General features: G+C 61.3%; 24 protein-coding genes. 15 read left to right on the plus strand and 9 right to left on the minus strand.

What is annotated here, in order from left to right:
• Position 1: 1 nt before the first annotated feature.
• The 4 genes from GM668_RS23310 (at position 2) to GM668_RS23325 (ending at position 6,113) form a co-directional block, all read left to right on the plus strand.
• Positions 2 to 1,369, plus strand: coding sequence for a DUF1329 domain-containing protein (locus GM668_RS23310; RefSeq protein WP_155441359.1), 1,368 nt, complete (start codon positions 2 to 4; stop codon positions 1,367 to 1,369).
• Between the two features lie 108 nt (positions 1,370 to 1,477).
• Positions 1,478 to 2,572, plus strand: coding sequence for a WD40/YVTN/BNR-like repeat-containing protein (locus GM668_RS23315; protein WP_155441360.1), 1,095 nt, complete (start codon positions 1,478 to 1,480; stop codon positions 2,570 to 2,572).
• Positions 2,569 to 4,968 (plus strand): efflux RND transporter permease subunit, encoded by a 2,400-nt coding sequence (locus GM668_RS23320; protein ID WP_155441361.1) that lies wholly within the window; start codon positions 2,569 to 2,571, stop codon positions 4,966 to 4,968. Before GM668_RS23315 ends, GM668_RS23320 begins: the two co-directional genes overlap by 4 nt.
• 56 nt (positions 4,969 to 5,024) lie before the next feature.
• Entirely contained in the window at positions 5,025 to 6,113 is a 1,089-nt protein-coding gene (locus GM668_RS23325) for an ATP-binding protein (protein WP_170305782.1), read from the plus strand.
• Positions 6,114 to 6,148: 35 nt separating this feature from the next.
• Here GM668_RS23325 and gluQRS read toward each other — a convergent pair whose 3' ends face one another.
• Positions 6,149 to 7,063, minus strand: coding sequence for a tRNA glutamyl-Q(34) synthetase GluQRS (gene gluQRS / locus GM668_RS23330; RefSeq protein ID WP_155441363.1), 915 nt, complete (start codon positions 7,061 to 7,063; stop codon positions 6,149 to 6,151).
• A gap of 154 nt (positions 7,064 to 7,217) precedes the next feature.
• On the opposite strand from gluQRS, the gene GM668_RS23335 reads away from it, so the two are divergent.
• Together GM668_RS23335 and GM668_RS23340 are read left to right on the plus strand one after the other, a co-directional pair.
• On the plus strand, positions 7,218 to 8,855 hold the full coding sequence (locus GM668_RS23335; RefSeq protein WP_155441364.1) for a M28 family peptidase: 1,638 nt from the start codon (positions 7,218 to 7,220) through the stop codon (positions 8,853 to 8,855).
• Between the two features lie 94 nt (positions 8,856 to 8,949).
• A complete protein-coding gene (locus GM668_RS23340; RefSeq protein WP_155441365.1) occupies positions 8,950 to 9,375 on the plus strand; it encodes a hypothetical protein in 426 nt (141 codons plus the stop codon).
• 28 nt (positions 9,376 to 9,403) lie between these two features.
• Here the strand turns inward: GM668_RS23340 and GM668_RS23345 are convergent, their stop codons facing one another.
• From GM668_RS23345 to GM668_RS23370, 6 genes are read right to left on the minus strand one after another with little or no spacing between them, the layout of a single operon-like run.
• On the minus strand, positions 9,404 to 10,177 hold the full coding sequence (locus GM668_RS23345) for a cyclic di-GMP-binding domain-containing protein, MshE-related (protein ID WP_155441366.1): 774 nt from the start codon (positions 10,175 to 10,177) through the stop codon (positions 9,404 to 9,406).
• A 15-nt stretch (positions 10,178 to 10,192) separates the two neighbouring features.
• Complete coding sequence (locus tag GM668_RS23350; RefSeq protein WP_155441367.1) at positions 10,193 to 11,143, minus strand: AraC family transcriptional regulator; 951 nt, start codon at positions 11,141 to 11,143, stop codon at positions 10,193 to 10,195.
• Positions 11,144 to 11,157: 14 nt separating this feature from the next.
• On the minus strand, positions 11,158 to 11,760 hold the full coding sequence (locus GM668_RS23355) for a DUF2059 domain-containing protein (protein ID WP_229499778.1): 603 nt from the start codon (positions 11,758 to 11,760) through the stop codon (positions 11,158 to 11,160).
• A 12-nt stretch (positions 11,761 to 11,772) separates the two neighbouring features.
• A complete protein-coding gene (locus GM668_RS23360; protein ID WP_155441368.1) occupies positions 11,773 to 13,398 on the minus strand; it encodes an OmpP1/FadL family transporter in 1,626 nt (541 codons plus the stop codon).
• 1 nt (position 13,399) lies between these two features.
• Positions 13,400 to 14,407 carry a transporter gene (locus GM668_RS23365; RefSeq protein ID WP_155441369.1) on the minus strand — a complete coding sequence of 336 codons (1,008 nt, stop codon included), beginning with the start codon at positions 14,405 to 14,407 and terminating at the stop codon, positions 13,400 to 13,402.
• 9 nt (positions 14,408 to 14,416) lie between these two features.
• The gene (locus GM668_RS23370) at positions 14,417 to 15,187 is read right to left on the minus strand and encodes a C39 family peptidase (protein WP_155441370.1); all 771 of its coding nucleotides are present in this window, start codon (positions 15,185 to 15,187) and stop codon (positions 14,417 to 14,419) included.
• A 556-nt stretch (positions 15,188 to 15,743) separates the two neighbouring features.
• On the opposite strand from GM668_RS23370, the gene GM668_RS23375 reads away from it, so the two are divergent.
• The 8 genes from GM668_RS23375 (at position 15,744) to GM668_RS23410 (ending at position 22,798) form a co-directional block, all read left to right on the plus strand.
• The gene (locus tag GM668_RS23375) at positions 15,744 to 16,256 is read left to right on the plus strand and encodes a DUF6160 family protein (RefSeq protein WP_155441371.1); all 513 of its coding nucleotides are present in this window, start codon (positions 15,744 to 15,746) and stop codon (positions 16,254 to 16,256) included.
• Between the two features lie 243 nt (positions 16,257 to 16,499).
• Positions 16,500 to 17,012, plus strand: coding sequence for a DUF6160 family protein (locus GM668_RS23380; RefSeq protein WP_155441372.1), 513 nt, complete (start codon positions 16,500 to 16,502; stop codon positions 17,010 to 17,012).
• 107 nt (positions 17,013 to 17,119) lie between these two features.
• Entirely contained in the window at positions 17,120 to 17,929 is an 810-nt protein-coding gene (locus tag GM668_RS23385; RefSeq protein WP_155441373.1) for a hypothetical protein, read from the plus strand.
• Between the two features lies 1 nt (position 17,930).
• Positions 17,931 to 18,782, plus strand: a complete 852-nt coding sequence (locus GM668_RS23390) for a DUF6160 family protein (protein ID WP_155441374.1) — start codon at positions 17,931 to 17,933, stop codon at positions 18,780 to 18,782.
• A gap of 1 nt (position 18,783) precedes the next feature.
• The gene (locus GM668_RS23395) at positions 18,784 to 19,245 is read left to right on the plus strand and encodes a hypothetical protein (RefSeq protein ID WP_155441375.1); all 462 of its coding nucleotides are present in this window, start codon (positions 18,784 to 18,786) and stop codon (positions 19,243 to 19,245) included.
• Between the two features lie 101 nt (positions 19,246 to 19,346).
• On the plus strand, positions 19,347 to 20,114 hold the full coding sequence (locus GM668_RS23400; protein WP_155441376.1) for a substrate-binding periplasmic protein: 768 nt from the start codon (positions 19,347 to 19,349) through the stop codon (positions 20,112 to 20,114).
• Between the two features lie 17 nt (positions 20,115 to 20,131).
• The gene (locus GM668_RS23405) at positions 20,132 to 21,643 is read left to right on the plus strand and encodes a dipeptidase (protein ID WP_155441377.1); all 1,512 of its coding nucleotides are present in this window, start codon (positions 20,132 to 20,134) and stop codon (positions 21,641 to 21,643) included.
• Between the two features lie 267 nt (positions 21,644 to 21,910).
• Positions 21,911 to 22,798 carry a TraB/GumN family protein gene (locus GM668_RS23410; protein WP_155441378.1) on the plus strand — a complete coding sequence of 296 codons (888 nt, stop codon included), beginning with the start codon at positions 21,911 to 21,913 and terminating at the stop codon, positions 22,796 to 22,798.
• 27 nt (positions 22,799 to 22,825) lie between these two features.
• On the opposite strand, the gene GM668_RS23415 is transcribed toward GM668_RS23410, so the two are convergent.
• Entirely contained in the window at positions 22,826 to 23,278 is a 453-nt protein-coding gene (locus GM668_RS23415) for a hypothetical protein (protein ID WP_155441379.1), read from the minus strand.
• Between the two features lie 153 nt (positions 23,279 to 23,431).
• Here GM668_RS23415 and GM668_RS23420 point away from each other — a divergent pair, with 153 nt between their 5' ends.
• On the plus strand, positions 23,432 to 23,689 hold the full coding sequence (locus GM668_RS23420; RefSeq protein ID WP_155441380.1) for a hypothetical protein: 258 nt from the start codon (positions 23,432 to 23,434) through the stop codon (positions 23,687 to 23,689).
• Here GM668_RS23420 and GM668_RS23425 read toward each other — a convergent pair.
• Positions 23,630 to 24,022 (minus strand): VanZ family protein, encoded by a 393-nt coding sequence (locus GM668_RS23425; protein WP_155441381.1) that lies wholly within the window; start codon positions 24,020 to 24,022, stop codon positions 23,630 to 23,632. The two genes, GM668_RS23420 and GM668_RS23425, sit on opposite strands and share 60 nt — an antisense overlap.
• Positions 24,023 to 24,375: the final 353 nt, after the last annotated feature.

Raw genomic sequence — 24,375 nt, forward strand, 5'->3', positions numbered from 1 at the left:
CATGAGCAAGATACATATTCCATCATTGCCGAAGGCCGCCGCGTGCGCTGCGCTGGCCGCTTCCATGGCCATACCGGGCGCAGTGCATGCCGCAATGGCCCCGGCCGACGTGGAGCGCCTGGGCAAAGACCTGACGCCGGTAGGCGCTGAAAAAGCCGCCAGCAAGGATGGCTCGATTCCCTCGTGGGAGGGTGGCATTACCAGGGCGCCGGCCGGTTTCGACCCGAAGGCGGGTTATGCCGACCCGCTGGGCGACGACAAGGTCCAGTACACCATCACGTCCGCCAATATGGCGCAATACAAGGACAAGCTGGCCCCCGGCCAGATGGAAATGCTGAAACGCTATCCGACGTACAAGATCAATGTGTACAAGAGCCATCGTACGGCGGCGCTGCCGGCGTCGATGTATGAACACATCAAGGCCGAAGCAGGCAAGGCGGAACTGGCGTCCGGCGGCTCCGGCGTGGTCAATATCCAGAAGTCGTCCGTACCGTTTCCGCAGCCGAAGTCCGGCGTGGAAGCCATCTGGAACCACGTGATGCGCTACCGCGGCGGCAGCGTGCAGCGCTTCTCGACGGAATTTCCCGTGCAAGCCAACGGCGCCTTTACGCCGGTCACTCGCAGCGAAACCATTGCGTTTGCCCACGCGATGCCGAAGCCGGAAGCCAACCGCCTGCTGTACTACACCGGCGCCATTACCGGCCCTGCCAGCATGGCGGGCGAAGCCATCATGGTGATCGACCCGCTCGACCAGGTGAAGGAAAACCGCCTGGCATGGTCGTACAACCCGGGCCAGCGCCGCGTGCTGCGCGCGCCGGACATTGCCTATGATTCGCCTGGCCAAGGGGCGGATGGCTTGCGCACCACTGACGATTACGATGGTTTCAATGGCGCGCCGGACCGCTATGACTGGAAGCTGGTGGGCAAGAAGGAAATGATCATCTCGTACAACAACTACAAGATCACCAGCAAGAGCTTGAAGTATGCGGACATCGTGCGTCCGGGCCATGTCAACCAGGACCTGGTGCGCTATGAACCGCACCGCGTGTGGGTGGTGGAAGCCACGTTAAAGGACGGCAAGCGCCACGTGTATGGCAAGCGGGTGTTCTACATCGATGAAGATACGTGGCAAGTGGCGCATGCGGATGCCTATGACGGCCGCGGTGAACTGTGGCGCGTGCATGAAATCGGCGCGATCCAATACTACGACGCGCCGACGCCGTACTTCGCGTATGAAGCGCAGTACGACTTGCAGGCGCGCCGCTATCTGTTGACGGGACTGTCGAACCAGGAAAAACCCATCAAGTTCGGCTTGAAGCTGGAGCCATCGTATTTCACGCCCGATAACTTGCGCCGCTTAAGCAATTGAGAAGCGAGAACTGAACGCGGTAGCAACGGGTACCAACACTGCTCTGCAGTGTCTCCTTTGCGCTCCCCCTCAGTTCCCGGGGGGAGCGTTTTTTTTCGGGATGCGAACATGCATAGGACTAAACAATGGGCGATTGCGCTCGCGCTGGCAGTGAACACGCTATGCGCGCACGGTGCCGAACCGCTCGATACGCCCGCGCGCATATCGGCACGCGCGCGTCAATCGCTGCTGGCTGGCGTGGCGCTGGCCGGCCAGCGGCTGGTGGCGGTCGGCGAGCGTGGAATTGCCGTGTATTCGGATGATGGCGGTAAAACTTGGATGCAGGCCAAAGTGCCCGTGTCCGTGATGCTGACGGCGCTGCAATTCATTACGCCGTCCAAAGGCTGGGCCGTGGGCCATGACGGCGCCGTCATCAGCACGGACGACGGCGGCGCCACGTGGCAGCGCCGTTTCGACGGCAGCCAGGCTAATACGCTGATGCTGGAAGGTGCACAGCGTGCCGTGGATGCGGCGCGCGCGGCCGCGGGCAACGCGGCCAGCGGGCCAGCTGCCGATGCGTTGACGGCGGCGGAGAATGCATTGGGCGACATCGGGGCGGCCGCGAAATTCGGCCCTTCGCGTCCATTGCTGGCGGTGTGGTTCAGAAATGAGCAGGAAGGCTTTGTGGCCGGGGCCTATGGCCAATTGTTCCGCACGGCCGATGGCGGCAAGTCGTGGGAGTCGCTGGCGGCCCGCACGGGCAATCCGGACGGCTTGCATTTCAACGCAATTGCCGCCGGCTCAGGCAACACGCTGCTGCTGGCGGGCGAGGGCGGCAAAGTGTACCGTTCTGCCGATAACGGCGCGTCGTGGAAAGTGTCCGGCACGGGCTACAACGGACATTTGTATGGCGTGCTGGCGTCCGGCGACGTACTGGTGGCCTTTGGTTTTGGCGGCCATGCGTTCCGCAGTACGGACAGCGGCGCGACGTGGCAAGCCTTGCCGAAAGTCGTGCAGCGCAGTCTGGTGGCGGGTTCGGTCCAGCCGGACGGCAGCCTGTTGATAGTGGCGCAGGATGGGCGCCTGTTGCGCAGCACGGACCACGGCAAGACGTTTGCCATCGTCCAGCCACGGAGCGGCGAGCCGGTGGCTGGCGCGGTATTGCTGGGTGGCGGCAAGGTGGCGCTGGCCGGAGCTGGCGGAGTGCGTGTGGAGAAATTATGAAAGACCTTAACGATAGCCGTGGCGGCGTGCAAGGCACAGGCCATGGCCACCAGAAATTCAGTGCAGTCGAGCGCTTCCTGGAAACACGCTTGTTTAAGCACCGCCTGGCGGTGCTGCTGTTCTTTATTGCCGCATCCATCCTGATGGGCTGGCAGGCTTCGCAGTTGAAGCCTGACGCCAGCTTCGCCAAGATGGTGCCGGCGTACCACCCGTACATTGCCAATTACTTCAGGTACGAAAATGAATTGCGCCCGCTGGGTAACAACATCCGCATCGCTGTGGAAGCGCGGAACGGCGATATCTACAGCAAGCAATATCTGGACACGCTGAAAAAAATCACGGATGAAGTGTTTTACATACCGGGCGTGGACCGCGGCAATTTGAAATCGCTGTGGACACCGAACGTGCTGTGGATGGAAGTGACGGAAGGCGGCATGAATGCGGGCCAGATCATCCCGCAGGGCTTTGACGGTTCGCCGGAAAAAATCGCGGAAGTGCGCGCCAACGTGCAGCGCTCTGGCCGCATTGGTTCGCTGGTGGCAAGCGATGGCAGGTCGGCGATCGTTCACGTGCCGCTGCTGGAAACGGATCCGGATTCGGGCCAGCGGCTTGATTACGGCCTGTTTTCCGAGCGCCTGGAAAACCTGATCCGCAGTAAATATGAAACCCAGGGCGTCAAGATCCACATCGTGGGCTTTGCCAAGGTGGTGGGCGACTTGATCGAGGGCGCGAAAGCGATTGCGCTGTTCTTTGCCATTACTGTCGCGCTGACCATTGCCGTGCTGCTGTGGTATTCGCGCTGCCTGCGTTCCACGGCCGTGACGGTGCTGTGCTGCGGCCTGGCCGTCGTGTGGCAGCTGGGCATCGTGCGCATGCTGGGCTTTGGCCTTGACCCGTATTCGATCCTGGTGCCGTTCCTGACGTTTGCCATCGGCGTCTCGCACGCGGTACAGAACATCAATACGATGGCGTCGGCCAAGCTGGGTGGCGCCACGAATATGGAAACGGCGCGGCTGACGTTCCGCCAGCTGTTCATTCCCGGCACGATTGCGCTGCTGTGCGACGCGGTGGGTTTCTCGACTCTATTGGTGATTAAGATCGGCGTGATCCAGGAATTGGCGATTTCCGCCAGCGTGGGCGTGGCTGTGATTGTCGCCACCAAGATGTTCCTGTTGCCGGTGCTGATGTCATATACCGGTGTGTCTGGCGCGTGCCTGCGCCACCAGGCGAAGAAATCCCGCAACAAGCACACGGTGATGCGTTTCGTTGCCCGCTTTGCCGAACCGAAGTTCGCAAAGTGTGCTGTCGCTGCGGCGCTGGCGATTTATGGCATGGCGTTTGTGATGAGCCGGGACTTGAAGATCGGCGACCTTGATCCGGGCGCGCCGGAATTGCGCGCGGATTCCCGCTACAACAAGGACATCGCATTTATCGCGTCGCATTATTCGGCCAGCCCGGACGTGTTTGTCGTCATGGTGAAGACCCCGGCCGGTGAGTGCGGCAGCTATCCGGTGGCGGAAGCCGTCGACCGCTTCCAGTGGGAGATGGAAAACGTGCAGGGCGTGGAATCGACCACGTCGCTGTTCTCCGTGATGAAGAAGGTGATTGCCAATGTCAATGGCGGCGACTTGCGCTGGCAGGCGCTGTCGCGCAACCGTTTCGTGACGAATTCCGCACAGCGTTCCGTGCCGTCCGAGTTTTACAACAACGATTGCTCGATGACGCCGGTGCTGGTGTTCCTGGCCGACCACAAGGCCGATACCTTGACCCGCGTGGTACAGGCATCGGAAGCCTTTGCCAGGGAAAACAGCACGGAGAGCGCGCAATTTATCCTGGCGGCCGGCAACTCCGGTATCGAGGCGGCCACCAATATCGTGATCAGGCAGGCGGAAATCACCATGCTGGTACTCGTGTATGCCATCGTCGCGGCGCTGGTGTTCTGGGAATTCCGCTGCTGGCGCATCACCTTGTGCATCATGCTGCCGTTGTATGTCACGTCAGCGCTGTGTGAAGCCATTATGGCCAAGCTGGGACTGGGCGTCAAAGTTGCGACGCTGCCGGTGATTGCGCTGGGGATCGGCATCGGTGTCGACTACGGCATTTACATCTACAATCGCTTGCAGCACTTCCTCAATGAAGGTTTGCCGCTGAAGGAAGCGTACTTCGAGACGCTGAAAACCACGGGAGTGGCGGTTGCGCTGACAGGCGTCACGCTGGCGCTGGGCGTGCTGACGTGGCTGTGGTCCGACATCAAGTTCCAGGCCGATATGGGCTTGCTGCTGGTGTTCATGTTCCTGTGGAATATGGTGGGAGCCATCATCATGATCCCATCGCTGGCTTGCCTGCTGTTGCCGGCCCGGCGCACAGAAGCCGGCAAGGTACTGCAGCCGGCATAAATTACTGCTGGCAGCGTTTGGGGAGGAGGGCCGCCACCGGGTGCATAATGGCGTGTATGCCGACGACGCAAAAAGCCTACACAACCAGCATGGTGTGGTTACCGCAACAAGATGGCGCACCGCCGCGCGCCACGCGTATCCATGGGCGGGAAACCGTCGTGGACATGCTCGCTGCCGAGCTGGCGCTGCGCCGCATGGTCACCGTGACGGGGACGGGCGGCATCGGCAAGACCACGGTGGCGCTGGCCGTGGCGGAACACATGCAGCGGCAATGGCGGCAGGGCGTCGTCTACGTGGATCTGGCGCCGCTGGCTGACGGCAGCCGCCTGGCGCCTGCGCTGGCGGCCGCGCTGGTCATGGAACGGCCCGGCCAGCGCACACTGGACGACATTACCGCAGCGCTGCGCAGCCACCACATGCTGCTGGTGCTCGACAGTTGCGAGCGGCTGGTCGATGACGTGGCTGACATGGCCGATATATTGCTGGAAGGGACGCAGGGCTTGCGCTTGCTGGCCACCAGCTGCGAACCGCTGGGATTGCCCGGTGAGTGGGTGGTGCAGTTGCCGCCGCTGGCGGCGCCGCCCGGCGATGCGCTCGATATGGAGCAAGTCATGCACTGGCCTGCGGCGCGCTTGTTCGCGGACCGCATGGGCCGCGACCCCGGCGATGATGAAGCAGCAGGCATCGCTGATATTTGCCGCCGTCTCGATGGGATACCGCTGGCGCTGGAACTGGCTGCCGCCAATGTGGGCGTGCTGGGCGTGCGTGCGCTGGCGCGGCGGCTGGGCGATGGCTTGTCCTTGCAAGGCGGGCAGGCTGGCCGCCACCGCACGATGGAAGCAGCGCTGGACTGGAGTTATGCGCTGCTGGGCGAACAGGAGCGGCAGTTATTGCGGCGGCTGTCGCCAATGCGGCGCGGCTTTTCGCTGGATGAAGCGCTGCACCTGGGGGCGGACAGCCTGGCGGCATGGCCGGATGTCCTCGATGCGTTCGCGGGCTTGCTGCGGCAATCGATGCTGGCCACGATCAGTGATACCGATGCGCGCCGCTACCGTCTGTTGGAAACCACGCGGCGCTATGCGGCGGCGCGGCTGGAAGAGAGTCACGATTATCAGCGGGTGATGGCCAGGTATGGAGCGATGTAGGGAGGATTTTACGGGGACGCCGAGTCAAATCCGCCCTACGGAGTCAGCATCGCGGCCCAGGCAGGAATGGCGGCCAGCCAGAAGCCGGCGATGCTGTCGGCCTGTACGTCCAACCCCAGGAACCGCGCTGCCGGGATCAATGCCGACTGCACCAGCGTTTCCGGATCCGCCCCCGTATCAAACGCTTGCGCGCCCGTTTGCTTGGACAGCTTTTCCCCATCCGCATTGGCCACCACCGGCACGTGCAGATATTCCGGATGCGGCAAGCCCAATACATCTTGCAGGAACAGCTGGCGCGGTGTGGAATCCAGCAAGTCCGCCCCGCGCACGACATCCGTGACACCTTGTTGCGCATCATCGACCACCACGGCCAGCTGGTAAGCCCAGAACCCGTCCGCGCGGCGGATCACGAAGTCGCCCACGTCGGCCGCCAGGCGCTGGCATGTGACGCCGACGCAGCGGTCGTCAAAGCAGTATGTGTCGTTGGGTGCATCGGGCACCCGCAAGCGCATGGCGCGGGCGGGCTTGCCGGGCGCGAGGCCGTTGCGGCACGTGCCGGGATACACGAGTCCAGCGCCGCTTTGGCCCAGCCGTAACTGCGAATCCGCGATTTCCTTGCGCGAGCATGAGCATGGATAGGCCGCGCCTTTGGCCAGCAACTGTTCCAGGGCCACGTCATACAAATGCGTGCGCTGGGTCTGCCACGTAACTTCGCCATCCCACTGCATGCCGCAGCGCTGCAGCGACGCGAGGATATGCCGGTCGATACCCGCCACGTTGCGGTCGCGGTCCAGGTCTTCCACCCGCACCAGCCACGTGCCGTGGTGCGCCTTGGCGTCCAGGTAGCTGGCCATGGCGGCCACCAGCGAACCCAGATGCAGGGGGCCGGTGGGAGAGGGGGCAAAGCGGCCGATATAGCTGGCGCTGCGGGATGGGCGGACGGACTTCATGCCGCGAGTATCCCTGACGGGAGCGGCCACCGTCAACGGTGCCGGCCATGTTGCAGCGCGCAACGGCTGCCGCGCATTCTTCGCATACAATCCCCGCCAGCCGTGCCGGGCGATCCCCGGCTGCGCCTCATCCACTTATTATCAATGAGACACCATGCATAAAAAATTTCCCACCCTTGCCGCAACCCTGTTGGCCGCCAGCCTGGCGTTTGCCTATCCTGCCCAGGCAGCCGGCGGCGCGAAATCCGGCTTGTTGACGGTACAGGAAGCGCCGCTGCGCGCGCACCTGGCGTTCCTGTCCAGTGATTTGCTGGAAGGGCGGGGTACGGGGCAGCGGGGCGGCGACTTGACGGTCGCTTACCTGGAAAACCAGGCGATGGCGGCAGGCTTGAAACCCGCGTCGGGCAACAGCTACCGCCAGGCCGTGCACATCGCCGGCGTGAAATCGCTGCCGCAGGAAAGCTCGCTGCGCCTGGAAGCCAATGGCGCGCCATTGCAGGCTGCATTCGGCAAAGACTGGGTGTGGGCGCCGGGCGATGCGCAGGCGGCGCACAGCATCGATGCGCCGCTGGTCTTCGCCGGTTATGGCATTACGGCGTCCGAAGAAGGGTGGAATGACTACAAGGGCATGGATGTCAAAGGCAAAGTGCTGGTCATGATGGTCAACGACCCGCAGCCGACTGCCGAACAGCCGGACCGTTTCGGCGGCAAGGCGCTGACGTATTACGGCCGCTGGACGTACAAATTCGAAGAAGCGGCGCGCCAGGGCGCGGCCGGTGTATTGCTGATCCATACCACGCCATCCGCGTCGTATGGCTGGAGCGTGATCCAGAACAGCTGGGATAACGTGGAGCGCTTCCAGCTGGCCCAAGGCGAACTCGGAACTGCATTGCAAGGCTGGATGACGGAAGACACGGCCCGCGCGCTGTTCAAGGCCGGCGGACAGGATCTCGATGCCTTGCGCGCCGCCGCTGAACGCAAGGATTTCAAGCCTGTGGCGCTGAACGCCAAAGTGGGCGGCGACATGAAAGCCGCCGTGCGCAAGGTTGACCAGTTCAACGTGGCAGGCATCGTGCCTGGCACGGATGCAAAACTGAAGCAGGAAGTCGTGATTTACAGTGCGCACTGGGACCACCTGGGCATGCAGGGTACCAGCGGCGACACTATCTTCAACGGCGCTGTCGACAATGCGTCGGGCAGCGCCGCGCTGCTGGCCATGGCGCAGGAAGCCGTGCGCCATCCGGCCAAGCGCAGCCAGATGTTCCTGTGGGTAGCGGCGGAAGAACAGGGTTTGCTGGGCAGCGCGGCCTATGCGTCGGCGCCACTGTGGCCGCTGGATAAAACCGCCGCGGCGCTGAACCTCGACAGCCTGAATTTTGCCGGCGTCACGCGCGACATCGGCACGGCCGGCAGCGAGCGCACGGAACTGGGCAAGATGGCGGAAGCCACGGCGAAAGCCATGAACATGCGCATTGCCGAAGCCAAGCCGGACCTGGCAGGCGGCTACTTCCGCAGCGACCATTTCAGCTTTGCCAAAGTCGGCGTGCCGGCGTTTTCCATCGAGCGTGGCCGCGATTACCTGGGCGACCAGGCGGCCGCGAAAGCCAAGAACGAAGCGTATTCAAAGCGCTATCACCAGGTCAGCGATGAATACGACCCAAGCTGGGACCTGGGCGGCATGACGCAGCAAGCCGCGTTCACGCTGAACCTGGGCCAAGCGGTCGCGAATGCACCGAAAATGCCGCAGTGGAAGGCAGGCGACGCGTTTGGCAAGGTGCGCGCGGCGAAGTAGCATGACTTCCTGGCCAGGATGGCGGCGCTGGTGGTGCGCATGGGAGCCTGATGCGGTATGCTGTGCGGTTTGATTGCCACGACCCTGAGTTTTCATGCAATACAACCGCTATTTCCTGGCTGGCGCCGTCTGCAGCGGCGCCGCCGCGTTGCTGCACTTGCTGTGCATCGTATTCGGCGCTTCCTGGTACCGTTTCTTTGGCGCCGGGGAGCGCATTGCGCGGCTGGCTGAGGCGGGGAGCCTGATCCCCGCTGTGATGACGCTGGCCATTGCGGCCCTGCTGTCGGCGTGGTGTGCTTACGCGCTGTCCGGCGCGGGCGTGATCCGCAAGCTGCCGTACACGCGGCTCGCGTTATGTGCGATTGCCTTCATTTACTGCTTCCGCGGCCTCGCGTTTCCTTCGCTGATCTTCTTCTTCCCTGAAAACAGTTCACTGTTCTGGGCGCTCAGCTCATCGATTTCATTTGGCATCGGCCTGCTGCACGTGCTGGGGCTGAAGCAAATGTGGTGGAAGCTGTAACCACGCTTCCACCCCGGCGTGGCTATGATTAATGTTTATTGAACGCCAGCGAAATGACGGTACCCGTCAAATCAATACCCTTGATGGAAATGCTGCCAAAGCTTGGGCCTTGCGAACCGTGTACGCGGATATTGTCGAACCTGATTTCACCGATCGACGTTGGCAGCGCCAAGGTCAAGGTGCCGTCCTTGCCGAGGGTTGCCGTGGTCTTCGTCGGATCGTAGACCACGTTTTTCATCGTGACGTCGGAATCCAGGAAGCTCAGCACGGGATTCAATACCTTGGCCATGTCGCCAATGACGTCCAGGCCCTTGTCCTTCATCTGCTTTTGCACGTGCTGCACCAGTTCATCGTGCAAACCCTGCGCGGACGTGTCGCTCAGCTCATCTTCCGACATCGGCTTCAAGCCGCCCAGCGCAGGAGCCGCAGCGGGCGGCGTGCCGATGGCGGCAACATTGGCAGCCGCCGGGCCATCGCCTGACGCCTGGCCGCTGTCGCTGCGCAGCACGACCGGCGCCGTGACCGCCACCGCCGGCACGGCTGCCGCCGCATAGGACTCCAGCGGCGCCACCAGCGCCGTCACGATGGCCGCAGCAAGGCGCAAGTGCCGCTGCTTGCGCAGGGCGTCTTGAACGTGCTGGTGCGTCACCAGGTTCCATTCAGCGAAAATGTCACCCAGCCGCTGGCCCGTCGTGCGCTGCAGTTCAATAGCGCGCGCCAACTGTTCTTCAGAAATCAGCTTCTGCTTCACCAGCAGCTGACCGAGCAGCGCCTTATTCTGGTCTGGCTTGAACCAACTCATGCTTCCCCCTTCTGTTTAGGCCGACTTGCGCGAAGGCGCGTGGTTGACGATATCGGACGGCGTCATGCCGAACCACCGTTTGCACGCGCGGTAAAACGCGCTGGGCTCGGAAAAGCCCAGCTGGAAACTCAGCATCTTCAGCGACAGTTCTCCCGTCGACAGCGACTGGCGCGCCAGCTCGCGGCGCGTTTCATCGACCAGCGTGGTAAAACTGGTGCCTTCTTCCGCCAGCCGGCGCTGCAGCGTGCGCTCGCTCATCATCAGATGGGCTGCCACGTCTTCGCGGTGCGGCGGGCCTTTCGGCAGCATGGCAGCCAGCATACCCTGTACGCGCGCTGCCACGGAAGGCGGCTGTGCATGGGCCAGGCCGGCCAGCACGCCGGTGCCGTTGTTGCGGTAGTCCGGCAGCGCCGCCACCAAGTCCGTGTCGGCAAATTCCATCACATTGTGCGGACGGTTGAAATGCACGGGGCAGCCAAACGTTTCTTCATAAAACGCGGCATTGGCCGGTTCCGGGAACGCATATTCGACCAGCACGGGCGACGCATCGTCGCGGCCGGCCGCACAGCGCAGGCTGCGCAACAGTACGCACCAGACGAAATCATAGCGTTGCTGCGGCACGTCGCGGTTGGCGCCGGGCAGCACCAGGCCGACACGGGTGTGGCCGTGGCACCGTTCGATGGAACTCTGCACGGTTGGCGACACCAGCATGATGTGGCCCATGACGCCCAGCCAGCCGAGGCGGTGCGGCGTCGATACCTTCAAGCCGATCAGCGGATCGCCCGACTGTTCAACCAGCAAGGTCCACAAATGCGACAGTTTGTCGGACAAAGTCAGCGCGTCGCAAGCCAGGCCGTCGCCCTCATCGAGGCCGGCCATTTTAAACAGGGCTTCCGCCGCAACGCCGGAATGGGTCAGGCGCGACTTCACGCCGCGCACCAGGTGCAAGGCAGATGAATAGGTCATGCCGGCACCTCCGCTCATGGCGTTACGGCTGCGCGCAGGCGCATGCCGATGCGCTGTTTCAAGTCTTGCAGCTTGGGATTGATGACAGGGCCGGAATCGGCGGCCACTGCTTCACCCAGGCTTTTCTGCAATTCCGGCAGCAGCGCTTCAAACTTGGCTTTGACCGGGGATTCCAGGATCGCAATCATTTGCTTCAATTCGTCTTCGGAAAAACGCTCGGCCAGCAGCGGCGCGACTTTGGTCGGCATCAGCTTTTGCGCGCTGGTTTTCACGGTCGGCACCGTGTCTTCCATGAATTTGCGGGCTTCCGTCACCACTTCCGACATGGCGGCATCGCGCTTGGCATCCGTTGCGCGGCCTTGCAGCACGGCCTTGGCCTGCGTGACGGCGTCGCTGACCGGCACTTGCAGCATGTTCAACCCCACGTTTTCCATGTGCCACAGGTCCAGCAATTTATCGATCAATGCCTGCTTGGATGGCGGGATCGCGCCAGCGGCGGCAGCCGGTGCTGCCGTGGCGCCGGCGGCGGCCGGGGTGGCCGCATTCGTCGCGGCAGTGGCAGCATGGGCGGTCCCGCACAGGGCCATCACGATGAGGGTGTTACGTAATACTTGCATGGTGTGGTCTCCTTAAAACTTCTTGCTGAGGTTGAATCCGACATAGCGGACTTTGATGTCGCCCGCCACGTCCATACCGGCGTAGGGGTTGTAAATAATGTTGTCGAACTTGTAGCAGTTCATGTTGCAGCTGCTGTTGGCCGGGTTATTGAATTTGCCGACCATATAAGAACCCGTCAGGCTCAGTTCCAGGCCGCTGTTGAAGCGGTATGCTGCGCCAATGCCCCACAGCTTGGTGTCCGGCAGCGGCGCCACCAGGTCGATCTTGTTGGACGGGATGGAACTCTTGCGCGGCTCCAGGCCAAAGCGCAGGGTCAGCTTATCGGTCGGGAATAGCTGGATGCCGTAGCCGAAATTCACGAGGCTCTTGTAACCGCGCGGCATTTTCAGCTTGGTGGAATCGGCAATGCCGTACAGGCGCGCCACTTCCAGCAACTTGACACTCTGGTCAAATTCAAACGTCAGCGCATCCCATTCGCCCCACGTGGCGTAACTGGCGTCGACGTTGAACTGCACATAGCGGACAGGCTTGAACTTGACGCCGACCTGCACGTGCGTGGGGAAGGGAATCGTCGCCGTCATGTTGCCATGCTGGAGTTCCGGAATCGACGAAGGGAAGCCCAGTACGGCGCCCGCGATCGGGCCCAGCAAACCGGAATTCAAGCCTTTGACGAAATTACGCAACATCGGCTCGGTGGTGAACGCGTACGTGCCGGAATACTTGGTCTTCGTGCCGCCCTGGTACACAGCGCCGATGGCGAACCATGGCTTCGGTTCCCACAGCACGCCCAGGTTCAAGGTCGGGTCGAATGGCGCCGTCAGCGATACGCTCATGTTGGCGGCCTTCTTGAATGGATTGACCATCCCTTCCTTGCCGCCGCCGCACAGGCCGAAGCCGAACGTGTCGAGCAGGTTGCCGCCGTTTTCCGGGCACCAGCCCTGTTGCAGCTTGCCCATAATGCCCAGCAGTTCGTTGGGCATGCGCATATCGGTGTTGACGACAAACGCCGCGTGCGCAATCGGCACGCCGACGCCGAAGCGCAGCGTGTCCGAATATTCATAGCCGATCGATGGCGAGGCATAGACCAGGCGCTGGATCTGGATTTGGCGGCCATCGAAGCGGCCCGGATCGTTCGGGTCCTTGGTGCGGTCCACACTCATCGCCTGCGCCATATAAGAACCAGTGGCGAACGTGAACTTCGACCCTTCCTTGTGCCACACAAAGCCCAGGTTGGGGATCACCACGCCTGGCAGGCGCCAGCCTGGCTTGCCATAGCCGGGAACATACATGCCCTGGCGCACAGGGCCGGTGGACGTATTATTCAGCGGGTCTTCCGTCCAGCCGCCGATATCGAAGCCCGGCCCTTGCTTGAACGTGGCGCCGGTGCGGATCGATGCGCCAAATACGGAATGGTACTCGCGGTCTTCCTTGATGCGGGCCAGTCCGGCCGGATTGAAGTGGATAGCGTCCACGCCGGGCGGATCGGCCGTCACGGCATTACCGAGCGCCATGGCAATGGTGCTGGTGGTGAGGTTTTCCATCAGCGCAGCCTGGGCCGGCGCGGCAAAAGCGCCGGCCAGCGCCACTGCCAGCGGCAGCAGCCTTGGAAAACCCCGGAATATGGTTGCGCGCGCCATTTCAGAATGCCAGTGGCAGGTTCATGCCCAGGCTCATGTTCGGCGAATCCGCCGTCACGCCGATGCCGACCGATACGTTGACTGTTGTTTTTGGCGACACGCGGTAGCCCAGGCCGAAGTTCAGCATGCCGGACGTTTGCGTCGACGTTTTTGCATTCAAGCCATCGGCAAAGCGCAGCTTGGAACCGGCGGAAATCGATTCCTGGAACGACATCGTGGTGGTAATGCCATACGACAGCGCGTAAGCGAAGCCCATGCCGAAGCCGATGTTCATGCCAGGCGCCACGCGGGTCAGGATGCGGGTACCCGTCACCTGATATAAATGCTTGGCGGGCAGGGAACCGCCCAGGCTGACGGAGCCAAACAGGGCGACCGGGTCGACGATGCGGTTGATGTTCAAGCCGCCCGTGAACGACGTCACGCCGCTGCCCGTGGCCTGGCCGCTGCCGGACACGATCTTGAACGGGCTGCGGCCGGTCGGCAGGCGCACGTTGCCGGTGACCGTATAGTTGGCGGAATCGCGGCGCGATTCGATCGGCTGCCAGCGCGCACCGAGGCCAATGTCGCCGACCGAATTGGAAATGCCGCTGTGGCCCTTGACGGTGGCATAGCGGGAAATCGCCGGCAGCGTCACGTTGCCGGTCAGGTTATTCAAGATGCCGTAGTCGGCCGAGATGGTATTGGTGACTGTGTGCGAGCTGACGTTTTCAATTTCAAACAGCGTCAGGCCGGCAGTGCCGATGTCCGTGACGATTTTTTCCTGGCCGATGTACGCATAGTTCAAGTCATAGGTAACTTGCACCTGGCCTTTCTTGATCATGCTGTATTGCTTGTCGACGGCAGTCAGCGTCTGTTTCAGCAGGGCGCTCTGGTCGCCTTCGCCTTCTTTCTTGGCCAGCGCATCGCGCGCATCGGCTGCCGATGGCTGGGCGGACGATTGGGCCAACGCCGAAATTGCAGGCAACAGGAGGGCGGCGGCGCACCATGCGCGCAGGGTAGGGTACTTCATGGTCTTTCCTTATTGACGATGCATCCAGGTACCGGCGACGCCCGAATTGACGGCGCGTTCCAGCAGCAGGGTGCTGTTATTGATGCCGCCAAGGCGGCCACGGTTGGTGACGCGGTCCATGTCGACCACACCCAGTTCCCGGTCAGTCAGCGCCAGTTGCGCAATCGCGGGTTTGTCTTTTGGCGGTGTGATGATGAACAGCGTGTTTTTGTCCCACCAGCGGGCAAATTCCTCGACGGAGAACACGATGTTGCCGGCAGACGGATCGGCAATGAAAACCACGCCGTCGCGGATGCCGCGCAAGATGACGAAGTGCTTGAAGCCGGCATAATCGATCGGGACGATGGCCGGTTCGTTCAACTGCATCAAATCCTTGATCTCAGCGCGGAAGCCGGCGCCCGTGACGCCCAGCGATGCGACGTAGCGCTTCATGTCCAGCAGCGAAAAGCCGCGGCGCTCGATGATCTTGTCTTTTTCACCCTTGTCCAGCATGCCTTCCATGGCCGCCTGCTCATCGACCATGATGCCCAGGTGGTAGTTCAGGATGGTGACCAGCGCGGCGGAACCGCAGCTGTAGTCGTAAGCCTGGTGCACGATGTTGCGGTACTTGAGTTTCGAGTACGGTTCCATCGTCACGGGTTCCGTGTACGCGCCGGAGTTGGCCAGCATCGTGTGTGGCATTTCAAACTGGTCTTGCGGACGGTCCAGCGGCACTTTGCGTTCCACCACGCCGGCGCCGCCAATGGCGGCCGCGAGTATGCCCATCAGTAGCATCAGCATGGCAGTAATCCGAAAGTAAATGCGCCGAAAGTAAATGCGCCGAAAGTAAATGCGCCGAAAGTAAATGCGCAGGCAGAACATGCGCCGGCTGGCAGGTTGCGGTGACGAATTGCACGATTGGAAGGGGCTGCGCGATGCACGGTCCCCTGGGACGGCTGGCGTCCCAAATTCACTTGCTTCATGTTCCCATGTCTCCAGTACGAACGATCGTGCTATTTGTGCACGTACCGTTTGATTGTTTTTTTGTAATTGGATTAAGCCATGCTTTGCGTTAGGTCAGCATTAAAAAAATTAGATTCGAGCCTCTAACGTGCAAGCGTCAAAGCATGCTATCGCAAGCCACAACCCCGCAACACCGCGCCCACTCTGGGTGTCTCGCCCGGTCAAGCGGTTGGCTTTGCCGGTCATCGCGCCGGGGTGGACTGTTGTAGTTTGGCTCGCCTACCATAAATTTAAGTTGCTAACGGAGCAATGATTTTCAGCCAAGGAACTTGTTTCAAAAGCAAGACCTGGCAACGGGAATGCCACTACTACAACCACATGGAGATACACCAGCATGAAACTGATCAAAACCGCCGCCGCTTTCGCTCTGTCGACCCTGGCTTTCGCAGCTTCCGCAATGACCCCAATCCAGGACGCAGATCTGTCCGCCGTGAGCGGCCAGGACGGTGTGTCGATCGCCGCTAACCTGAACGTGAACATCGGTTCGTTCACCTACACCGACACCGACAAGGCTGATCCTACGACCGGCTTCGGTGGTGGTTCGGTGTCCTTCAACGGCATCAAAGTGACCGGCCTGATCGCCGCAACCCTGGACATCGTCAACGCCAAGCAGTTCGGCGCTGAAATGACCGCCCTGGGCGTGAACGTTCCTAGCGCCGTGGCTGCCAAGTTCCACGACGGCACCAGCGACGTGGTGAAAATCGCCATCCCTAACGTTGGCACCACCAACCTGCTGAACATGTCGGTTGACTCGATCAAGATGGGCAACAGCGCCGCTTCGTTCGGTTCGTTCGCTATGAAAGACATCGACCTGCGCGGCACCGCTGTCTACATCTGGGCGCACTAATCTTTCGGCTTCTCAGGCATGTTGCTTGGCCCCGAAAGTCAGCGCGTGACGATGGACGGGGTCCGAAGCTAAAACGTAAGATAGTTTTAATTAATATTAAATAAATATTAAGACAAAGCGCCAGGCTGGCGTGGCCTTACCGGGCTCAAAACCAGTTGCGGCGCCGAGGTTCGCAGTACCTTCAGTCCCTTGTACGACACGAAGTTTTTAAATTTTGATAACTAAACTCTGGAGATACCAAGCATGAAACTGATCAAAACCGCCGCCGCTTTCGCTCTGTCGACCCTGGCTTTCGCAGCTTCCGCAATGACCCCAATCCAGGACGCAGATCTGTCCGCCGTGAGCGGCCAAGACGGTGTGTCGATCGCCGCTAACCTGAACGTGAACATCGGTTCGTTCACCTACACCGACACCGACAAGGCTGATCCTACGACCGGCTTCGGTGGTGGTTCGGTGTCCTTCAACGGCATCAAAGTGACCGGCCTGATCGCCGCAACCCTGGACATCGTCAACGCCAAGCAGTTCGGCGCTGAAATGACCGCCCTGGGCGTGAACGTTCCTAGCGCCGTGGCTGCCGGCTTCCACGACGGCACCAGCGACGTGGTGAAAATCGCCATCCCTAACGTTGGCACCACCAACCTGCTGAACATGTCGGTTGACTCGATCAAGATGGGCAACAGCACCGCGTCGTATGGCTCGTTCGCCATGAAAGACATCGACCTGCGCGGCACCGCTGTCTACATCTGGGCTCACTAATCTGGGCTTGATGCTTTGAGATGGGGGCCTGAAACAGGCGCCTGTTTTAAATCTTCGCGAAGGTGCGGCGCTGAGCGCTGCACCTCCGCTCTTCCGCAGGATATCCCATGTTCACGATCAAACAGGCGCCCCGCGCCTTGGCCTTGTTCGCCTGTACTTTCTGCACCACCGGTCTGATGACTGCCGCCCATGCGCAACTGCGTCCGATGAGCGAAGAGGACCTGTCGCAAGTACACGGCAAGGGTCTGGTCGAAATGAGCAATACCAGCTATGGCGGCTTTGATTTCAGCCGCGCCGCGCTCGATGCGGACATCACGCTGAGCGCCAATATCCGCAATACCCGTTTGGGCGAATACACGGTGACCGGCCGCAATGGCCTGGGCGCCGACATTGATATGCCGCTGCTGCAATTTGGCCGCAGCGATGGCGCCGATGCAAACCGCCTGGTGCATATTTCCAACCCCTACATCGAATTCGTCTACAAGAGCGGCAACGATGGCAAGCCGCGCGAAGTGGTCGGCATGCGCATCGGCTTTGACGCCATCAGCGGCGACGTGGGCATCAAACTCAATACGCTGTCCGGTTCCATGCGCGTGACGGGAACGGCGGCGGACGGTTCCACCATTGCCATGGATACGCGCACGGACGTGGCGGGCTTCGGCAAGCGCTGGGATGGCGCGTGCACGGGCTCGTGCCTGCAGATGTCGCAAGTGGGCGCCGTGACGGCGGGCGATGCATCGGGCCCAAGCCGCGACTTCTGGATTTCCATGTTGAAGACGGGCGTGCAATTCGCACCGGGCGCCAATGGCCAGGCGCCCGATATGGCGCAAGCCGGCGTGTGGCTGAACTGGCGCGACAAGCTGACCGCGCTGACCACCAATGGCGTGACGCCGCCGAATTTGCCGAAGGGGCGCTGAGATGGAGGCGAAAAAAATGCTGGCGCTGGCCGCAGCGCTCCTTGCCGGCCCGGCCCTGGCCATGCAGCCGCTGGCGGACAGTGATTTGTCGGCTGTGCGCGGACGCGATGGCGTCAGCTTTGACTTGAATGGCTATGCCATGAGCGGCGACGTGCGCGTGACCTATACCGCGCCGAACGGCTCCAGCATTTACAAGGGCAATCTGGCAGCATCGCGCACGGATTCCAGCGATGCGTTTGCCGATCCATACCGCATCGATATCGTGCAGGGCCAGAACGGCCTGGCCGATGTGATGCAGCTGTCATTCCCCACCAATGCCGCTGGCGAACAGCGCTGGCAATTCGCGTACGACTGGGGCATGCAGTCGAACGGCATCACGCGCGACAATGGCGCCGTGGTGATCAACGATATGGTGTTCCGCGGCGGCGGACTGCAATTCTCCACGCCGCAAAACGTGGACGGTATCGCATGGGGCGCCGCGCTGCGCGTCGATATCGGCCAGCTGGCTTACCGTCCCGTGGGCCGCAATGACATGTCAGGCCAGATGGCGCTCAGTAATATCCAGCTGGGCGCAGTCGATAGCAATGGCAACTTCACGGGGGACGCGTGGCAACTGGCGCACGTGGCGTCGCAGCCGGGCATCCTCAATGCGCTCAATGACGACAGCGGCCCGCGCCTGCATATCGGCATCGACTGGCCGGACGCACGCAACGGTACGGGTGCTGCACCGGCCGGTGGCCTGGCCATCGGCAATATCTCCTTCAACAATCCGTCGGGCGGCAGCGTGGACCTGGGGTCTTCGCGCATCGGATCGATCCAGATCCAGTACCTCGACGTCAGATTCCGGCGCTGACATGATTAACGCTTTGCTGCTGTTGCTGATGCTGTGCTGCTGCGCTGTCCGCGCTGGTGAAATGAAGCAGCTCGATGACGAAGCGCTGGGCCAGGTGGCTGCGCGCGACGGCGTCAGCATTGCCGCACACATCGTCATCAATGATCCCACCCTGGTGGGGGCGGTGGCGGACAGCCGCATGTCGCTGGGCTTTGGCGGCGACGGCGCGCAGCGCTATGTCGTGCTGAAAAACGTGCGCGGCGTGGTCGATATGGCGGGCGTGCACGTCGACGTGGCGAAGAAACCCGATGGCACGGATTATGTGGCCGTGACTTTGCCGGGATATCTGAAATTCTCGAACCTGGGCTTTGAGTCGCTCAGCGTGCAAAGCGATCCGCTGGCGCCGGTGGCCAGTACCATGGGCAGCGTGAATATCAATGGCACGATGAACATGCAGGGACAGTTGCGGATCTGGGCCCATTAACAAACCACCATCGCCACACCCATCCCTCCACCTCTTTCCATCCCTGATTCTGGCGGCAGCCTGACGTGATTTGCGGGATTCCCGTACAATCAGTCGCTGTCATGAAACGATGCTCCTGGTCCGTATTGCTGGCGATGCAGCTGCTGTGTGCAGCGTTGCCGGCGCACGCGTCGGATCCGGGTGAAATCCCGCCAGCTCCCTCCGCACCGCAGCAGTCGCTTGTTGTCCTGGTTGATACTGGCTCCCATATGCCGCTGGCCGATATCCGCGACGGCGTATTGGCCGCGGGATTGCACCGCGATTTGGGCGCCGCCATTGCCGAGCGGCTGGGCCGCATACCGCAATTCAAGGTGTGGCCCCGCAAGCGCATCGGCCACGCGCTGGAGCAGGGCGAGGGCGACATCCTGTGCCTGTACATGCCGGAATGGCTGCCGGGGCCCCTGCACTGGAGCATGCCGTTTTTCCCGTTTACCGAAGTCGTCATCACGCGCCGCAGCGCGCGCCGGCCGCTGGCGCTGGCTGACCTGGCGGACCAGCAAGTAGGCACGGTGCTGGGCTATGTGTATCCGGAACTGGAACATGCGTTGGGCAAGCATTTCGTGCGCGCCGATACCGCGTCGGGTTTGAACAGTTTGCGCAAGCTGGAACTGGGGCGGGTGCAGCACGCGGAAACCACGAATTTGTTCGTGGATTATTTTTTGAAACAGGGCGGCAAGCTGGATATCCACCCGCCGCTGGTGGTAAAAACTTACCGCACGCTGTGCGCCGTGTCGCCGCGCGGCAGCGTGGCGGTGGACGACGTCAACCGCGCTATCGGTCAACTGCTGCACGACGGCGGGCTGGCCAGGATAACCGCATCATATCGATAAAGAAAAACAGGGGATACATGCTGAAGAAAATCACTCTCGCAACGTTGCTGGCCGCGGCCATGCCTGCACTCCATGCCGCGCCATTGAGCGCACCTGCCACGTCGGCGGCGCGCTATGCGCTCGATACGTATGCGAACCAGCTGACGGCCAGCCTGGCCATGATGGTCAGCTTCAATACGGTGGCCGATCCGAAAGTGCCGGGCGAGAAAAACCCGCAGCATATCGGGTTCAAGCAATACCTGAAAGAAGAGGCGGAGCGCCTCGGATTTGATTACCGCGACCATGGCATGGTAGTGGTGATCGGCTACGGCGCGTCGGAAGACCGCGTCGGCATCATCACGCACGGCGATGTGCAGCCGGTGAATCCCGCCAAATGGGCCAGGTCGCCGTTCCAGCTCGACGCCACGTCGGAACCGGGCCGCCTGATTGCGCGCGGCGCGGAAGATGACAAGGGCCCGATCGCCACGGCGCTGTATGCGATGAAAGCCATCAAGGACCAGCAAGTACCCATGCGCCGCCGGCTGGAATTGTATGTGTACATGGCGGAAGAATCGGACTGGGCGCCGCTGGAAGCATTTTTGAAAGAGAACAAGCCGCCGCAGCTGAACATCACGCTTGATGCGGAATACCCGGTCGTGACGGCGGAAAAAGGGTGGGGCAGCGTTGCCGTGACGATTCCGCCGCTGCAAGCGTCCAAGGCGTCGAAGGCAGGCAAGGATCCGGTCGTACGTGAATTCTCCGGCGGTTATTTCGCCAGCCAGATTCCGGAAGATGCCAGCGCCGTGATTGCCAATGCAACGCGCGCGCTGGAAGCGCAAATCAAGAAGCGGGGCGCGGCGCAACAGGGCATGCGCTACCAGACTGCGTGGCAGGGCAAGGATTTGAAGGTGACGGCGCTGGGCTTGTCGGCGCATTCGTCGAAGCCGGAAGAAGGCGTCAATGCCATCGCCATGCTGGCCGATGCGTTGAAAGTGCGGCCATGGGGCACGTCGTCCGCGGGCGCGATGGTGGACTTCATCAATGACATGGTGGGCACCGGTCTTCATGGCGAACGGTTCGGCAAAGTTGCTTACCGCGATGCGTTCATGGGGCCGATGACGGTGGCGCCGACGGTGCTGGCGCAAAAGAGCGGAACCATGGAGTTGACGATTAATTTGCGCCGCCCCCGCGGCAAAAACAAGGCGGATTTGACTGCGCAATTCCAGCAGGCGTTCGACCAGTGGAAGCGGCTGCATGCGCCGCAGGCGCGCATTCACATGGAAATTGGCGAACCGTGGGTGCAGGGTGATGCACCGCAAGTGCCGGTGCTGCTGGACGTGTTTTCCCATTACACGGGGGTGGCCAACGCGAAGCCGGTGTCCATCGGCGGCGGCACCAATTCGCGGCTGTTCCCGAAAGCTGTCGCATTCGGTCCGGCCATGCCCGATGCCAAATACACGGGCCACTCTGAACATGAATTCATTACCCAGCAACAGTTGCTGTTGAATTTGCAAATGTATACGGCGGCATTGGTCGAATTGGCGAAGTAATGCCGGTTTGGCTAGTGAAGAAGACAACGGGGCGCTTGCGCTCCGTTGTTTTTCGTTTCCTTTGTTCTTAATTCATTTCCTTGCCGCAAAATAAGTCTTACCATCAACTCTGATGGATCAAGACGGCCCCAGCGCCTGCCCGCCTTTCCTTTTCCCCAATGTTGAGAACTCCATGCTTGCCGGCTTCACGGCAGGGAGACCTGTATGCGTCGCACTTTATTGGCAATCTGCTCACTGCTGGTGGCGGTTAGCCGTCCGGGATATTCGATGGATATGTCTGTTAATGCGCACGTTGAGCGTGCGTCGTCGGCTGCCGCCGCTGAAATTGACCCGCCGCGCCGGGGCGCGCTGTACCGGGTCCGCCATGATGGCAAGACCAGTTATCTGTTCGGCACCGTGCATGTGGGTAAGCAGGCGTTTTACCCGCTGGAACCGCAGGTGACGCAGGCGCTGGCGGAATCGACGTCGCTGGTGCTGGAACTGGATATCCGCGGCGAAGCGGCGTTCCAGCAAGCGCTGGCCCGCTATGCCCGCTATGCGCCGGGCGATTCCGTGCGCAATCACGTGTCGGCGGAAACACTGGCCATGCTCGATGGCGCGCTGGGCAAAGCAGGCATGTCGCTGGCCAGCATGGAACATTTCAAACCATGGCTGCTGGCCAATGTGCTGGTGGGCGCGGAAATTGAACGGCAAGGGTACCGGCGCAGCAACGGCGTTGAATCTTACCTGTTGAAGACAGCTATGCAGCAAAGCAAGCCGCTGCGGGAACTGGAGTCGGCGGATTACCAGTTGAGCCTGTTTGACACATTGACCGATGCGCAACAGGAAGCGTATTTGCGTGAAAACCTGGCGGAGTTGGCCAGCGGCGTATCACTGACGAAAACCGCGAATTTGCTGGATGCCTGGAGCAGTGCCGACAAACGCGGCATCCACGCATCGTGGAAAACCCTGACCAGCGGCGAAACCGTGTCCGCCGCGTTCATGGAGCGCACTTTGCTGGGCAAACGCAACCCGGAAATGGCGACATCGATCCAAGCCATCATGCAGCAAGACCAGGTGGCGTTTGTCGGCGTGGGCTTGCTGCATCTGGTGGGCGACCACAGCGTGCCGCAACTGCTGCGGGAGCGTGGCTACCAGGTCGAGCAATTGTATTAAGCGCTGAATTAAGCGCCCGGCCAAGCGCTATTCACGCTGGACCGAGCCGTTGCGGTAGCGCACCCGGTCTCCCGCCTTGTAGGTCGGCATATTGTCGACCACGACCACCTGGGTGGTACCGTCATCGGCCCGCATGGTGATGCGGTACACCTTGTCATTGGGCGAACCTTCATTCGTCAGCGTGCCGCCGGCAGCAGCGGCGCCGGCCATGCCGACACCCATCGCGGCTGCATCCTGGCGCAGGATAGGATCCACGGCAGTCACCACGCCGCTCCAGTTTTGCGGCGTCGCCGGGCTGCTGCTGGTATTTGATGAGCTGTTGTACGCCGTGCCTGGCGTCGGCCTGGATGCCGGGGAGGTGGACGACACGCTAGAGCTGGTGTCGTCATTCATCGCCGTGCTGCCTGTACTGCGGTCGCTGGATGCACAGGCTGTCAGGGCTGCCACGATGGCAGTCAAAGCAATGACACTTGTCTTCATTTTCGATCTCCTTGTAATGAGCGCGGGCTCGGTTACGTTGGATCACCGATGATGCCATTCGTTCTATTCAGAGCGAGCACGATTGAGGAAAGTCAAACAGTCGTCGTGGACGTAAAGCAATAATTGCATGTCAGAAATCAATAGGATTAGCCTATGTATACGAGTTCCACTGAAGCGGTCATCAACGAATTGATTTTCTCTGTCTATGGCGCACAAGCGGACGCGCGCCAGCGCCACGTTTTGCGGCAGGCGCTGCACGCGCTGGTGCGGCAGGCGCGTGCGGAACAATTGCAGGAAATGCGGCGCGATGTGTGGCGCGCGTCGGGGATGGCGTGGCTGGCGCCGGGCGGATCAGGCGACTTTGTGGCGCTTCCACACACACCACATGACACTGGCGGTCACGGCAGCTGACGTGACGTCAACCAGCCAGTCGCTGACCGCGCCATGGCGGTAAGGGAAGAAACTCTGCACCACTTCATCGAGCGCGCCCATTGCCGCCACGATCAATATGGCTTTGATGGCGCGCGCTTTCAGGCTGCCCCGGCCCCCGGTAAATAACAGGAACGTGATCCCTGCATATGCGCAAGAGTGGAGGATCAGGCCCGATGCGAGCTGGCCGATATCTTGCCGCGCGCCGGGTATGGAGCCGAGGATCAAAATCAGGCTGTAGAACACGAGGGCGGTCCGGTAGCGCAAGTTCGCATGGACCGGCGTCAAGACGAATTGTTGGATGAGATTCAGCATGGCCGGAACAATACCATAGCGCGCAAAAAAAACGCCCGCTGATGAAAGCGGGCGGGAAGGTCTGATCGTTTCGATCGTGAATTCGGTCGGTGCGCGTTCAGCGCACCTTTCTGCTTCCACACATATCGGTTGTGTGTGAAGCAGATGTAGAGAAGTCTACGCTCCCCATATGACAGCGCGATGACAATTATCAAGAGGGGCCGGAATAAAAAAAGCGCTGTCTGCATTAATCGTGGAACTTTCCCATCGGCGTCCGGTCCAAGGAATCACATCCCGGGACTGGAGACGTATCATGGAAATGCAAGCCTTTGGATTATTGCTGACGCAGCTATCGGCATTGACGGCGCACCAGT

The organism is Pseudoduganella ginsengisoli (genome assembly GCF_009720865.1).
Taxonomy (GTDB): Bacteria; Pseudomonadota; Gammaproteobacteria; order Burkholderiales; family Burkholderiaceae_D; genus Rugamonas; species Rugamonas ginsengisoli.

Bases quoted from the DNA above. Each gene is read 5' to 3' on its own strand.
- GM668_RS23310 (WP_155441359.1), top strand. From the start codon at position 2: ATGAGCAAGATACATATTCCATCATTGCCGAAGGCCGCCGCGTGCGCT.
- GM668_RS23315 (WP_155441360.1), top strand. From the start codon at position 1,478: ATGCATAGGACTAAACAATGGGCGATTGCGCTCGCGCTGGCAGTGAAC.
- GM668_RS23320 (WP_155441361.1), top strand. From the start codon at position 2,569: ATGAAAGACCTTAACGATAGCCGTGGCGGCGTGCAAGGCACAGGCCAT.
- GM668_RS23325 (WP_170305782.1), top strand. From the start codon at position 5,025: ATGCCGACGACGCAAAAAGCCTACACAACCAGCATGGTGTGGTTACCG.
- gluQRS (WP_155441363.1), bottom strand. From the start codon at position 7,063: ATGAAGTCCGTCCGCCCATCCCGCAGCGCCAGCTATATCGGCCGCTTT.
- GM668_RS23335 (WP_155441364.1), top strand. From the start codon at position 7,218: ATGCATAAAAAATTTCCCACCCTTGCCGCAACCCTGTTGGCCGCCAGC.
- GM668_RS23340 (WP_155441365.1), top strand. From the start codon at position 8,950: ATGCAATACAACCGCTATTTCCTGGCTGGCGCCGTCTGCAGCGGCGCC.
- GM668_RS23345 (WP_155441366.1), bottom strand. From the start codon at position 10,177: ATGAGTTGGTTCAAGCCAGACCAGAATAAGGCGCTGCTCGGTCAGCTG.
- GM668_RS23350 (WP_155441367.1), bottom strand. From the start codon at position 11,143: ATGACCTATTCATCTGCCTTGCACCTGGTGCGCGGCGTGAAGTCGCGC.
- GM668_RS23355 (WP_229499778.1), bottom strand. From the start codon at position 11,760: ATGCAAGTATTACGTAACACCCTCATCGTGATGGCCCTGTGCGGGACC.
- GM668_RS23360 (WP_155441368.1), bottom strand. From the start codon at position 13,398: ATGGCGCGCGCAACCATATTCCGGGGTTTTCCAAGGCTGCTGCCGCTG.
- GM668_RS23365 (WP_155441369.1), bottom strand. From the start codon at position 14,407: ATGAAGTACCCTACCCTGCGCGCATGGTGCGCCGCCGCCCTCCTGTTG.
- GM668_RS23370 (WP_155441370.1), bottom strand. From the start codon at position 15,187: ATGCTGATGCTACTGATGGGCATACTCGCGGCCGCCATTGGCGGCGCC.
- GM668_RS23375 (WP_155441371.1), top strand. From the start codon at position 15,744: ATGAAACTGATCAAAACCGCCGCCGCTTTCGCTCTGTCGACCCTGGCT.
- GM668_RS23380 (WP_155441372.1), top strand. From the start codon at position 16,500: ATGAAACTGATCAAAACCGCCGCCGCTTTCGCTCTGTCGACCCTGGCT.
- GM668_RS23385 (WP_155441373.1), top strand. From the start codon at position 17,120: ATGTTCACGATCAAACAGGCGCCCCGCGCCTTGGCCTTGTTCGCCTGT.
- GM668_RS23390 (WP_155441374.1), top strand. From the start codon at position 17,931: ATGGAGGCGAAAAAAATGCTGGCGCTGGCCGCAGCGCTCCTTGCCGGC.
- GM668_RS23395 (WP_155441375.1), top strand. From the start codon at position 18,784: ATGATTAACGCTTTGCTGCTGTTGCTGATGCTGTGCTGCTGCGCTGTC.
- GM668_RS23400 (WP_155441376.1), top strand. From the start codon at position 19,347: ATGAAACGATGCTCCTGGTCCGTATTGCTGGCGATGCAGCTGCTGTGT.
- GM668_RS23405 (WP_155441377.1), top strand. From the start codon at position 20,132: ATGCTGAAGAAAATCACTCTCGCAACGTTGCTGGCCGCGGCCATGCCT.
- GM668_RS23410 (WP_155441378.1), top strand. From the start codon at position 21,911: ATGGATATGTCTGTTAATGCGCACGTTGAGCGTGCGTCGTCGGCTGCC.
- GM668_RS23415 (WP_155441379.1), bottom strand. From the start codon at position 23,278: ATGAAGACAAGTGTCATTGCTTTGACTGCCATCGTGGCAGCCCTGACA.
- GM668_RS23420 (WP_155441380.1), top strand. From the start codon at position 23,432: ATGTATACGAGTTCCACTGAAGCGGTCATCAACGAATTGATTTTCTCT.
- GM668_RS23425 (WP_155441381.1), bottom strand. From the start codon at position 24,022: ATGCTGAATCTCATCCAACAATTCGTCTTGACGCCGGTCCATGCGAAC.